This window comes from Solibacillus sp. R5-41 (assembly GCF_002736105.1).
In the GTDB taxonomy this organism is placed as follows: Bacteria; Bacillota; Bacilli; order Bacillales_A; family Planococcaceae; genus Solibacillus.
This window is the reverse complement of sequence record NZ_CP024123.1, coordinates 1,439,508-1,451,681: the sequence shown is the minus strand read 5'-3', so window position 1 is coordinate 1,451,681 and position 12,174 is coordinate 1,439,508. Positions and strand designations below refer to the sequence as shown.

The following is a 12,174-nucleotide window of genomic DNA, read 5'->3' as shown; positions in this document are numbered from 1 at the left end:
AAATTAGTATGATACCAGAAGAGGAGGAACCAAAGTTTGGCTTGCTCATATATCTCCCTCATCCTGCCAACTACCTAATAGCTCTTCGAAAATGAGTCCCGGTGCAGATTGCTGGTCATTTCGTAGTTGACTTTTTACCACCGCCATAATATTTAACTTCGGAACAATAAATATATATTGTCCAAATATGCCATTAGCATAGTAATAATCAATCGGGGTGTTAGTATTAGTATTTTCATAAGTCCATAGCTGATATCCATATCCAAATGTTCCTTCTTTTGTGGTAATAGTTTGTTTATATGGTCTTTTTGCCTGAATGATCCAGTTGGATGAAATCACCTGATTTGAATTAAATCGTCCTTCGTTTAAAAATAACAATCCAATCTTCACCATATCCTCTAAATTTAATGAAATACTAAAACCACCCCCGTGAATTCCTTGTGGGTCCCTTTGCCAAGTGTATTTATTTATCCCTAATGGACAGAATAAATATTTTTCAGCAAATGAAGCGGTGGAAATCCCAGAAATTTTTTGTATTATCGCACTTAGTAAATGAGAGTCTCCAGAATTATATTGAAAGGTTGAACCTGGTTTATGTATCATCGGTTGTCCTAGTATGAATTTAACCCAATTTTTTGATCCTTGGAAATTTCCTACTTTTAACCCCGAAGTCATGGTCAGCAAATGAAATATTGTAATTTCTTTCTTTTGCGGATCATTAAACTCTACTATTTCTGGAAAATAGTTTTGAATGGGTTCATGAATATTTTTTATTATTCCTTTATCTACCATAATCCCAATTAATATAGAAACAATGCTCTTTGTAATGGAATAAACCTTTGACGGCTTTTCTACGACCTTTTTATTTTTCAAGTATTCGTAAATCCGTGTATTCCCTTTATAGATGACAAAAGCTTCAATTCTAATACTTTTAAGTTTCTTTTCGAACTCAAAAAAAGATATTTTACTCATATCTCTAACCCTTTCCAAAAACAAAAATTGTTAAATTCGAGAGCTTTTATAATTAGCTCCAATTATAAAGAAAATTTCCCACCATGATAACAATAGTAAGTTTCAGCTTTAAGATTTTTTATCTTTCTTAAAGACTGCTGTCCATTATCGACATCTAGACAAAAGTTTGGATTCGCAATAATCAATTCCTGTTTTTCATTAACAGCGGCATCACCCGTAATTACGCTATTCAAACTGGGGAAATACAATGAAATATGCCCTGAAGTATGCCCCGGTGTTGCTATTACCCTACATTTGTCATCTAAAATCATATCACCATCATGAACCTTTTCATCAACTGAAATATGCTTCAAATTCTTTAATTGCTGTATAAACCAATTACCAAAATCGACTTCGCTATTCGACATAGTCTTTAGCATTTCTTCGGCTTGAATCAATCTCTCTGACTTCATTTCACCACTAATGTATTTTGATTCAATTTCAATAGCTATAATGTTAATCCAAGGATACTTTTCTTTGAAATCATATAAGGAACCTATATGATCATCATCATAGTGAGTAATGATAATATTCTTTAAATTCATCATTTTATATCCACTTTTTAAAATTTCATTTTCAATTAAAGTTATAAAATTTGCATACCCTGTATCGACCAAGGTTAAATCATTATTCAATATAATTAAGCTAGGGTAAATGTAATTTTTTTGTCCATTAAATTCAAATTCAATTGGTAGTTCTATTATCTTCATGTTTCTTCCTCCATCAATTATTTATTAAAACACTGAACAATCATTACTTGTTTTAAAGATTATATTATAATTATTAGTAAAGATAGATAAAGAATAGTAATGAAACATTTAATACCTAACAATACTTTTTACCCATACTGATTTGTAATTAGACATCATCTATTAGATTTTAAAAAAAACAAAAAGGCTAACTGGTGTATTATTTTAATAATTCCCCAGACTAGCCATATCATTTATTTTATTTCTCTTTTTGCATAAACAATTTTTTTGATTGTTTCAACTGATAAAAAATACTTTTCAGATAATTCTTGGATGTTCATTCCAATCTCAAAGTTTTCTCGAATGTTTTGATTTCGATGATTCAGTTGCTTTTGTATACCACTAACAGAACCCCATTTTTTTCGTGTGGTTTGTTGAATTGGAATATATAAAATTTCCCCTTGTATATATTTTTGAACTTCTATCAATAGCTCTTTTGGCAATACTTTTGTAGCATTTATATAATTCAAATTTGCTCGCTCCTTATTTCGATTTAACATAAATAAGGTGCAAAGCCAAAATATTAGAAATATTATCTAGCGATTAAATATTTTTCCCCATGCAAAGTATCGCTTTTCTAAATAAAGGCTTTGCATGAGTTTGGGTTTTATTTCTTAATGAAATAGATTTATTTTTCAATTAAAACACTCCTTTGGATAATCATATCCAAAGGGGTGAAACGATGCAACTTTATTAAAAACGGTACATCTTTTTTACAAACTGTATAACTCCGTATGTTAAACTCAATCATTTTTTTATATAAAAAATTGAAAGATGTAAAACATATAGACACTCACAATTGGCAATTATAGGAAAAAGGTATGATGGGCGGTTGGTAATCTTTCGTGTATTCTTGATGAAGTTGATGAACACATCAATATATGATTAAGAAAACAATACAGAATGAAGGAGAGTGCCTTATGAATGAAATCATAGAGCAGGAGAAAGACTTCGGATTTGCTAGAGTTTATGCTATTGAACTGCTGTTTAAAGAAAAGCCAGTAGTGAACCGCGAACTACTCTACAGCAAGATAGAACAATACATGGGGAAAACAGATCGACCACAAAATGAAAAGAGTGGGTCGCTGGCAGTATGGGAGCCCTATGAGCAACATGAGAAAGGCGAAATGCTTCACTTCTTTCATTTGAATTATATGGTGAAATATGCAGAAGGAGAATTTCCTGCACAAACAACGCTTACTGGCATGAATGTAGGTCCGATATCTGATTACGAAGCCGCTTTGCAGCAAAGTTGGCATTGGAATGAAGCAGGCCAAACGTTGCAAGAGTGTAGTCACGCGTTGTTACTTGTCGATATGATGGCATCTGGACTGGAGCCCAAAAAAAGATTGGAGTTACATACGAATGTTCTTCGTGCAATAGTGGAAACGGTCCCTTGCGCTGCGATTTATTTTAGAGAAAGCAATAAGTTGGTCGAGCCATCCGTGTTTTTGGCCGCTATTGATGAGGGCGAAATGTTGTATGGAGCATTGAACATTCGATTCTACAATGTTGAGGGTACTGGCAGTGAACGCCAGGAAGGTCTCATGGATTCCATTGGGCTTGCTGCACTAGGCATTCCTGATGTGCAATGCCACTTCTATGATATGGATACCAATGAGGTTGCAGACTGCTTGACTAACTTTGCTTATTATTTGTTTAATCAAGGTGATATTATTACAGATGGAGAAATGATGGGTTTTACAGAGGAGATGCGTTGGCGCTGCGAGCATCAATATGCATTGGCTGTTCCGCACCGCATAGTCATTGATCTTGATCCCGGTGAGGGCAACTATGCAGGTCACCAGGGTGGGTCTGGAGAATAGTTGCTCCTTTGGGTATATAGTGGTGTAGGTCCTTTCAATACAACCAATAGTGCGGGGCCTAATTTCAACGGTTTTAACCCTTGATTACTAGTTTTATCAAAATTTGTTTCTGATGCTTAGACTTTATTAATGGTGCCCCTTAGATAATCTTGGTTATAATACGTTATCAAGGTCCAAATCGAAAAAATCAGGGATGCTACATATTATACATGGCTAATATGTAGCATCCCTTTTATTTTATGTTTCACAATCGCGCCCGATTATGGATGAGCATTTTCTATTGCAGAGTATCGTTGTACTGTGCAGCAAAAGAATCATGTTATACTAAAATTTCTTCTACCGAAGCACAATATCCAATAATAATTAAATTGTCTGACTCTTCATCACTCACGGGGATTTCTACATTACATCCAATATAACTTGCTAAGCTCATTTTCACTCTCTCCTTTTAAATCCTGACTAACTTTTACACTCTTATTGAACTAACCTGCTGCGTTAGTTCAATAAGAAAGCCCCCGTTAGTTTTATATCATCACGGTTGGTTCCAAAATAAAGACATAACCACAAAGAATAATAAATAAATAACCAACAACACTGGAAAAATATACAACGAAATCCTTCCGAATTTATCTTTTTTACTATACAAGGATAGAACAAAAGAAAGTATCAGGAAAATTAAACCAAATATAAATGTTATGCCATCATTAACAAATGAATTTCCCGTAAATAAATATTCCATAGTTTACTCTTCAACCAAACTTCCCTGTTAGTTTAAGAAGCAAAAGCTTCCCTAAAAGGCAGCCTTGTTCTGCTAAAGCCCCGTTAGTTGAACAACGTAAATAGTTTTATAAAATTAACGGTTTAAAAGTGATGAGAAATTATAAAAAGTATTTAATACTTCATCACCTAATGGATGAGCAAATTCTTGAGTTTTTAAAGGTAATATTCCTTCCTTTTTAAGTTGTTGAAGATATTTTTGAAATCCTATAATAATAGCTTTGATATACTCTTTAAAATTAAATAATCGCGCTCGATTGTGAAACAAGTACCAAGATGGAAATATAGACGTATGCTATCTATATATTAGGGTGAAAACTTATCTGCTCTGGGTTCGCAATTAATTGTAATTAAACCAATTATAGAAAACATCTTTTCTTAGTGGTTTTTGAGAAGTTGTGCTATATTCAAAGTGTCAGGAGTGAGTTGATGAAAAAGTTTTTAACAATTACCGCAATAATTCTTGTTTTACTCGGAGCAGCTGGCTATGCTGTGTGGCATTTTGGGACAAATATTGCTTCCGAAAAAATAATCGAAAAAGTGGAATCTACTTTAGATGACGAAAATCTAGAAGAAGTAAAATCCTATATCAAGAACGATTCGAAGGTTCAAGAAATTGTAAGCGAGGCAGCAACTACAAATCCGGATACTCTTCCCTTCCAAACTAAGGAAGAAGCGACACGTGTGTTAATAAAAAAAGTGGGCGTTAATCGTTTACTTGATATTCAGGAACAAGCGCAAAACGGTTCAATTAGTAAGGATGAAGTATTATCCGAAATTGAAGGTAAACTGTCTGAAGATGAAATTTCTGCTTTAAAATATGTTTTATATAAGGAATTGAATAAATAAAACTAGCCATTTAAAAGGCTGAGAGGCTGAGATTCACATAAGGATTTTCAACACAGCTATTTTTTATTTACTTCCACTAACTCCAACCACTCGACAGCCTCACAATGTTTCGAGTGTATGTAGCAACACATTGGTGCTGGTGGGTTTTATTATATAGGCTCGATTCCTATTTAAAGGAATCGAGTCCTTTTTTCTTATCAATCTTCTACTATTACTTTATTAAACTAAAGCACCCTTTTGTTTAAGTATAATTCTTCACAAACTCAATTCAATTCAATTCAATTCAGGTTGATTATTATTTAATTCAAATTAATAAATTGGGTTTATCCACTACAAAATAGATACTATTGCAAATCGGATTAACGAATTAAGGCACAAAAAAAGCCTGCCTTGATGCATCAGGAAGGCTACTTGAGTTTTAGTTTTTTAGGATATCTTCAATATGATTCAATTCTTCTTCAGAGAAAGCTAGATTATTTAATGCTGCAACGTTTTCTTCAATTTGGCTTACACGACTTGCACCGATCAATGCGGATGTAACTTTACCACCTCTTAAAACCCATGCTAGGGCCATTTGTGCCAGGTTTTGACCACGTTCTACAGCGATTTCATTTAACTGCTGGACACGATTAATTACAACTTCCGTTACTTGATCATTACCCAATGCGCCTGTTGATTTTGCTGCTCTAGAATCAGTAGGAATTCCATGCAAGTATTTATTGGTTAACAATCCTTGTGCTAATGGACAAAAGGCGATCGAACCGACACCGTTTTCCTGCAAAACATCTTGCAAGCCATCTTCAATCCATCGATTCAGCATCGAATAGCTAGGTTGATGAATGACAAGAGGAGTACCTAATTGATTCAATATTTTGATTGCTTCATCTGTTTGTTCCTCACTGTAGTTTGAAATTCCAACATATAATGCTTTACCCTGGCGAACAATTGAGTCTAATGCACCCATCGTTTCTTCAAGTGGCGTGTTTGGATCAGGTCTATGTGAATAGAAAATATCAACATAATCCAACCCCATTCGCTGTAGGCTTTGGTCTAGACTTGAAATGAGATATTTCCTTGACCCCCATTCTCCATAAGGGCCAGGCCACATATAGTACCCTGCTTTTGATGAAATGATCATTTCATCCCGGTATGGAGCAAAATCTGTTTTTAGCATCCTGCCAAACATTTCTTCGGCTGATCCTGCCGGTGGGCCATAATTATTAGCTAAGTCAAAATGTGTAATACCTAAATCGAATGCTCTTCTAAGCATGGCACGGCCATTTTCAAATGTATCAACACCACCAAAATTATGCCATAAGCCCAGTGATATGGCTGGAAGCTGAAGACCGGAATGTCCGCTTCGATTGTATTTCATATTGTCATATCGAGTTTGATCTGCTTGGTAAACCATGATAGCCCGCCTCCTTTTTGTTTACATGTAATATTATATATGTTCGATTTTATATGTCTATTAAAAGAAAAACTCCCTGGAAAAAATGTATTCGTCTAATTTGATTGTCCATAAATTGAAAGTGCTATTCTCTCAGATTCCTGATTTATCCAAACGTCATGTTCAAATGAATTCCAAGAGAAACGATAGTCTGGGGGGCGTATATCCACTTTAAGATACTCTTGCTAATCTGCATTTTTCAAAGCATTTATAAGTTTTTCAGCTTTGTCGGTATCAGTTATCTCATTTACTGTTTCGTAATCTTCGTTATTGTTTCTTTGTTTAATAATTATGGGATTACCATCCCACGAACTGCTATAAACCCTCTGTTTCGTTGACTCGTTTATTTTATCTTGACTGCACCCGCCTAATACACGTCCAATTGCGATAAAAAACATAATAAATCTTGTCATAACATCACCACTTTCATTTAGAACTTATTAATTAACAATGGCTACATCCTTCCGCAATTATTCTGATAACGTTAATTCTATATGTCTTACTAAAAAAATGGCACGATAGTTGAACAAAAATTAAACAACAATCTTAAACAAACCTACTTCGTTAATTCAATAAAAAAAAGAGCTGCATATGCAACTCAATGATTCTCAAGTAAAACCCCAGTTAATTTAAGAACGAATTTTATTATTTAAACCACCCCTTACTCTTAAACCAAAGATACATCAATATTCCAATTGTCCCCATCAATCCAAGTGAAAGAAAATAACCGTATTTCCAAGTTAATTCTGGTATATTTTCAAAGTTCATTCCGTATATCCCTGCAATAAATGTTAAAGGGGCAAAAATCGAAGTTATTATTGTAAGAACTTTCATTACATTATTTGTTTGATGTGAATTTAACGAAAGATAACTGTCTCTTATGTCAGCAGTTACTTCTCTATTAGACATAACCATTTCCGATAGTTTTAAAAGATGATCATAAATGTCAGAAAAGTATTCTCTTCTGTCTCCTATGCCACTCAAATGATGAGAATTTAACATACGGTAAAGTAAATCACGCATTGGATTAACTGTATGCCTTAGATTTAATAGCATATGTCTTGTATCGAATAATTCGGTCATTAAATAGCCCATTGATTTATTCTGTGTGTTATCTTCTATTTTGTCTAATTCATCTTCAATTTTATAAATTAATGGAAAGTAGTTATCTACAATCTTGTCCAAAATTTGATAAAACACATAATAAGTATCCCATTTCTCAATATTTTTTTGAGACAATAATCTATCCCAAACTTGAGTAACTTCCTTCGCTGGACTGCTATGGAAAGTAACTACAAAATTTTCTCCCACAAAAAAATCTAATTCTTCTTTAATAATTTCTTTTTCTTCTTCTCGAACAATATGTGTAACATAAAAAGTATGGTCATCGTAATAATCCAATTTAGGACGCTGGAGTCTCAATACACAGTCTTCAATAGCAAGTGGATGAAAATAAAAAGTATCCGCTAAATGTTTTACTTCTTCATCAGTAGGTTCATTAAAGTCAACCCAAAACCATTTATATTTAGATAAGTCTGCATACTTTATTGAAATATCTCTTTCCAAATGATTTTCATTAGTAATTCCAATGAAATTTATCATAGTATTAACACCTTCTTAATAGTTTACTTAAATATACATTTTTTTTATAACTAAACCGCCCCATTAGTTCAATAAGAAAAAAGCTGCATATGCAACCCAATGATCTTTAAGTAATGCATCCGTTAGTAGAAAATTAGTCATTTTTCTTTAAATAAAAAGCTAATAATATGATTATTTCTAAAACAAAATGAACCATAAAGTCCCTGGATTTGTCCTAACGGTGTTCCGCCTACACCTCCCTCCCCCGTTAGTTCAATAAGAAAAGCGATTCTTATTAAAGAATCGCGCCAGATTGTTGATGTGAGTTTTGAAGTTTAATTTGAAATTAACTTTTGAATCTGATCATTAATATTTCCCTTACTTAATCCTCCGTGGTAACAAACCACAGATTCTAAGTCGAGGTCTAAGTATTTCTTCATAGAGAGTCGAGCCGCCTTTATATCCAGTGTGGTTGGGGCATGAATCCCCCCTATTATTCCGTTTACACTGTACATCGAATCCCCGGCAATGAGTGTTTTACTTTGTTTCAAAAAGATACCGATATGGCCAGGAGTATGCCCTGGGGTATGGATGACACGAATCCCGCCGAAATACGGCAATTCTTGACCGTCATTCAAGATTTCGTCCACTTTTCCTTTTGGAGGGTTATCTAGGTGCCCATCTTTCAAAAGCGGTAAATCCCCTTGAATATAAGGTTTATCCAGACAATGAGCATACACTTTAATATTATTTCCACACTCCTGTAATATCTCAGGAAGACTGCCTATATGATCTATATCCTGGTGCGTCAAAATCACAACTTTTAGTTTATCGAACGACACCCCTACTTTACTCATTGCCACACGTAAATCTTCAATTTGACCAGGGAATCCAGTGTCTATTAAAACAGCCATTTCTTTATCCCATAAAAGAATTGGATGAATAATAGTTTCATGATATTCAAGTTGAAGCATCTCTACTCCAATAACTTCGACTTAATTCACAAATATTCCTGCTGTTGTTCCACTATCCATCCAGTTTGTGATAAATATTAAACAGCACTCTTCTACTAACCTACTGAGTTAGTTTAATAAAGAATAAAAAGAGCTGCATATGAAACTCTTTGAGTTTCAATTAAAGTTCAGTTAGCCATACAAGAAGAAATTTAATTGCGATTTTATCTTCGATATTTTGCCAAATTTACAGTAAGTTAACACAAAGTTTATTTTTAACAAACATTCAGTCTATATAATTATAAATGTTTCAATATACCTAGCAAAAGGAGCTAAATTTTATGCCATCTTTTAAGAGAAAAAGTACAATTTTATTAGCAACATCTTTGGCAGCAACAATTGTTATATCTACAACAGGAATTACACCGACTTTTGCAGAAGAAAAAAAATCAGAAGAGCAAGATAACAGTACATGGCTTGCAGGAGATCATCATATTCATAGTGAATACAGTTATAAATATGATTATACTAAAAATCCTATCACCTTTGTAAAAGGTGGGGATGCAGCATATCCAATCGAAAAACAGGCGGAGATGGCTAAAAAATATGGTCTTGATTGGATTGTATCAACTGATCATGGTGGACCAAACCATTCAGAGGTTAACTTAAAAGAGGCTTATCCGGATCTTTTAGAATCACGTAAAAAGCACCCCGATTTATTACAATTTTATGGATTGGAATTTAATCCAGCTGGGGCTGACCATGTATCATTGATAATGCCTCAAAATAAAGACGAAGCAGATAACCTATACAAAATCGAAAAAATATATGGACGAGGTGAAGTTGCTGGGAATCCAGAAGATTCTGATGAAGCAAAGATGGATCGTGCTGTCAAATACTTGACATCTCTCCCTAAAAAGAACCAACCCTTAGCATTTGCCAACCATCCTGGACGCGATCATTCAGATATTGGTGTTTACGATGGAAAAACGTCTCCTGAAGAATTAAGAAGATGGAATAATTTAGCCCCATCAATTTTTACTGGAATGGAAGGAGCCCCAGGACATCAAGCTGATTACTATGGAGAACGACGAGGAAGAGGAATTTATGAAAAAGCTCCAACTCTTGGTGGTTATGATCAAATGACCGCTACTTTAGGTGGCTTCTGGGATTCTATGTTAGCTGAAGATAGAAAGTATTGGGTCACAGGCACATCGGATATGCATGAACATTTTTCTGATGGAGGACGAGAATTTTGGCCTGGGGAATATACAAAGACTTATGTAAAAGCAGAAAAAGATTATGATAATATTATGGAGTCTATGAGAAATGGACGTATGTTTACTACAACGGGTGATTTAATTAGTGAATTAGATGTTACAGTAAATTTAAAGAACAAAACTGCGGAAGCTGGCGAAGAAATCGTTATTTCTAAGCAAAAACAAAATGACTTAAATGTTGAGATTACATTCCGTGATCCAAACAGCAAAAATGCAAATAATGAAAATCCAAAAGTAAACCGTGTTGACTTAATTATGGGTGAGATTCCAGGAGAGAGTACAAATAATACAAACCCTACTACAAAAGTAATAAAACGATTTTACGAAAATGAATTCAAACGCAATGGTGATTTCGTTACAGTTTCTTATAAATTAGATAATGTCCCAAAAAATAGTTACATTCGCGTGCGCGGAACAAATACTAATGAATTAGAACCTAAAATTGATTCAAAAGATGAAAATCCATGGTCAGATCTTTGGTTTTACTCAAATCCAATTTTTATTAAAGTAAAATAATTAATAGTTAAGAGTAGTAAGAACCGTAAAACGAAAAAGATAGAAGGGCTCTCCATGTGCCCTTCCATCTTAAATTTACTCATCATCTTCCGTGTTAATGGAATAAATAGCTTCACCTCTATGTCTGATTCAGAATAATTTTTCTCCATTTATGGTTTTTTTCTTATATTCAATTTTTATTTTTTCATTGGGTGATACAACTGTTGGTTTATGCGTACTTGCCATATCAAACAGGCTTTTATAAGCCATATAAGTACATTTCTTCAAACTCTTTATAATTACATTAACATAAATACCCAATAAAAAAATCATCTAATCTCTAAGAAATCTACAGAGGTAAGATGATTTTAATCAAACTTTATTATAAATAATCAATTTTTATTACAAAGCTACAATTGCTGTTTTTTTATTCGTGTTCAAACACTGGCTGAACGAAGATAAACGACTAATTCCTGGCGATATTCACCATCAACTAAGTAGTGATCTAATGTATGGCAATCATATTGAAATGTCCCAAAAGGAAAAGATACACTATCCCCCTTCACGGCCTCTAATAATCCCGCTACATCATTTGAAACCATTTCTAATACTTCTTCAGCTGTTTCCGTAATGACAAAAACGACATTCATAATTTTTCTCTCCTATACCCCAATAAATAAAGTTGCTTGTGCAATAGCAATATAAAAAGCAACGTTTTGAATGGGCGCCTGTTCATACAGTTCCAAAGTAACTTGAAATTTATTGTGTTGCTCGTCATAAACTGCTATCCATCTTGCGACAACTTGTTCGTCTACTAGGAAGTTCGACCATGTTTCCATTTCTTTATCGATTTTCATTTTAATATTTTGATTGCTAATAAATAATTCAGGCACACCGATTCGCCAATTTTCATAATTAATGACAAAATGGTCTCCTGTTGCATGGTCTTTCCCTTCAAACCACACTTTCCCTCGGCGGAAAATTTTCTTCACTTCAAATAAACAACAATCGGATAAGTCTAAAACTTCATATTTCAAAAAATAACGATGATCAAAATAACCGTCTAAAATTCTTTTTAACCGATTAGTATAAACGCGACGTAGCGACAAAATAGCTTGTCCGTCTTCATTAAATATCGCTTGAGGTGCCGTAGATTTAATATTTGCTAATGCTTCATAAGTATATTTTTGCATGAATAACCCC

The 12,174-nt window shown here is 33.8% G+C and carries 12 protein-coding genes; 3 read left to right on the top strand and 9 right to left on the bottom strand.

Annotated features, from left to right (window positions below; translation table 11 throughout):
• Window positions 1–45: 45 nt before the first annotated feature.
• From CSE16_RS06780 to CSE16_RS06770, 3 genes are all read right to left on the bottom strand, one after another.
• Window positions 46–972 carry a serine hydrolase domain-containing protein gene (locus CSE16_RS06780; RefSeq protein ID WP_099423204.1) on the bottom strand — a complete coding sequence of 309 codons (927 nt, stop codon included), beginning with the start codon at window positions 970–972 and terminating at the stop codon, window positions 46–48.
• Window positions 973–1,034: 62 nt separating this feature from the next.
• Entirely contained in the window at window positions 1,035–1,721 is a 687-nt protein-coding gene (locus CSE16_RS06775; protein WP_099423203.1) for an MBL fold metallo-hydrolase, read from the bottom strand.
• A 233-nt stretch (window positions 1,722–1,954) separates the two neighbouring features.
• Window positions 1,955–2,230 carry a CD3324 family protein gene (locus CSE16_RS06770; protein WP_099423202.1) on the bottom strand — a complete coding sequence of 92 codons (276 nt, stop codon included), beginning with the start codon at window positions 2,228–2,230 and terminating at the stop codon, window positions 1,955–1,957.
• A gap of 450 nt (window positions 2,231–2,680) precedes the next feature.
• On the opposite strand from CSE16_RS06770, the gene CSE16_RS06765 reads away from it, so the two are divergent.
• Entirely contained in the window at window positions 2,681–3,586 is a 906-nt protein-coding gene (locus CSE16_RS06765) for a DUF4261 domain-containing protein (protein ID WP_099423201.1), read from the top strand.
• A gap of 1,206 nt (window positions 3,587–4,792) precedes the next feature.
• Window positions 4,793–5,212: a hypothetical protein gene (locus CSE16_RS06760; RefSeq protein ID WP_099423200.1), complete on the top strand. Its 420-nt coding sequence runs from the start codon at window positions 4,793–4,795 to the stop codon at window positions 5,210–5,212.
• A 418-nt stretch (window positions 5,213–5,630) separates the two neighbouring features.
• Here CSE16_RS06760 and mgrA read toward each other — a convergent pair whose 3' ends face one another.
• The 4 genes from mgrA to CSE16_RS06740 form a co-directional block, all read right to left on the bottom strand.
• Window positions 5,631–6,623 (bottom strand): L-glyceraldehyde 3-phosphate reductase, encoded by a 993-nt coding sequence (gene mgrA / locus CSE16_RS06755; RefSeq protein ID WP_099423199.1) that lies wholly within the window; start codon window positions 6,621–6,623, stop codon window positions 5,631–5,633.
• 224 nt (window positions 6,624–6,847) lie between these two features.
• Window positions 6,848–7,075 (bottom strand): hypothetical protein, encoded by a 228-nt coding sequence (locus CSE16_RS06750; protein WP_099423198.1) that lies wholly within the window; start codon window positions 7,073–7,075, stop codon window positions 6,848–6,850.
• 232 nt (window positions 7,076–7,307) lie between these two features.
• On the bottom strand, window positions 7,308–8,264 hold the full coding sequence (corA, locus tag CSE16_RS06745) for a magnesium/cobalt transporter CorA (protein ID WP_099423197.1): 957 nt from the start codon (window positions 8,262–8,264) through the stop codon (window positions 7,308–7,310).
• Window positions 8,265–8,578: 314 nt separating this feature from the next.
• Window positions 8,579–9,217, bottom strand: a complete 639-nt coding sequence (locus CSE16_RS06740; protein WP_099423196.1) for an MBL fold metallo-hydrolase — start codon at window positions 9,215–9,217, stop codon at window positions 8,579–8,581.
• 320 nt (window positions 9,218–9,537) lie between these two features.
• Here CSE16_RS06740 and CSE16_RS06735 point away from each other — a divergent pair, with 320 nt between their 5' ends.
• Complete coding sequence (locus CSE16_RS06735; protein ID WP_099423195.1) at window positions 9,538–10,992, top strand: CehA/McbA family metallohydrolase domain-containing protein; 1,455 nt, start codon at window positions 9,538–9,540, stop codon at window positions 10,990–10,992.
• Window positions 10,993–11,408: 416 nt separating this feature from the next.
• On the opposite strand, the gene CSE16_RS06725 is transcribed toward CSE16_RS06735, so the two are convergent.
• Both CSE16_RS06725 and CSE16_RS06720 read right to left on the bottom strand, forming a co-directional pair.
• Window positions 11,409–11,621 carry a thymidylate synthase gene (locus tag CSE16_RS06725; RefSeq protein WP_099423193.1) on the bottom strand — a complete coding sequence of 71 codons (213 nt, stop codon included), beginning with the start codon at window positions 11,619–11,621 and terminating at the stop codon, window positions 11,409–11,411.
• Between the two features lie 12 nt (window positions 11,622–11,633).
• Window positions 11,634–12,164 (bottom strand): tubby C-terminal domain-like protein, encoded by a 531-nt coding sequence (locus CSE16_RS06720; protein ID WP_099423192.1) that lies wholly within the window; start codon window positions 12,162–12,164, stop codon window positions 11,634–11,636.
• Between the last annotated feature and the right edge of the window lie 10 nt (window positions 12,165–12,174).

What these genes read in the sequence shown, in the direction of transcription:
- CSE16_RS06765 (WP_099423201.1), top strand. Translation starts at nt 2,681, where the DNA reads ATGAATGAAATCATAGAGCAGGAGAAAGACTTCGGATTTGCTAGAGTT.
- CSE16_RS06740 (WP_099423196.1), bottom strand. Translation starts at nt 9,217, where the DNA reads ATGCTTCAACTTGAATATCATGAAACTATTATTCATCCAATTCTTTTA.
- CSE16_RS06720 (WP_099423192.1), bottom strand. Translation starts at nt 12,164, where the DNA reads ATGCAAAAATATACTTATGAAGCATTAGCAAATATTAAATCTACGGCA.
- CSE16_RS06775 (WP_099423203.1), bottom strand. Translation starts at nt 1,721, where the DNA reads ATGAAGATAATAGAACTACCAATTGAATTTGAATTTAATGGACAAAAA.
- CSE16_RS06725 (WP_099423193.1), bottom strand. Translation starts at nt 11,621, where the DNA reads ATGAATGTCGTTTTTGTCATTACGGAAACAGCTGAAGAAGTATTAGAA.
- CSE16_RS06760 (WP_099423200.1), top strand. Translation starts at nt 4,793, where the DNA reads ATGAAAAAGTTTTTAACAATTACCGCAATAATTCTTGTTTTACTCGGA.
- corA (WP_099423197.1), bottom strand. Translation starts at nt 8,264, where the DNA reads ATGATAAATTTCATTGGAATTACTAATGAAAATCATTTGGAAAGAGAT.
- mgrA (WP_099423199.1), bottom strand. Translation starts at nt 6,623, where the DNA reads ATGGTTTACCAAGCAGATCAAACTCGATATGACAATATGAAATACAAT.
- CSE16_RS06735 (WP_099423195.1), top strand. Translation starts at nt 9,538, where the DNA reads ATGCCATCTTTTAAGAGAAAAAGTACAATTTTATTAGCAACATCTTTG.
- CSE16_RS06780 (WP_099423204.1), bottom strand. Translation starts at nt 972, where the DNA reads ATGAGTAAAATATCTTTTTTTGAGTTCGAAAAGAAACTTAAAAGTATT.
- CSE16_RS06750 (WP_099423198.1), bottom strand. Translation starts at nt 7,075, where the DNA reads ATGACAAGATTTATTATGTTTTTTATCGCAATTGGACGTGTATTAGGC.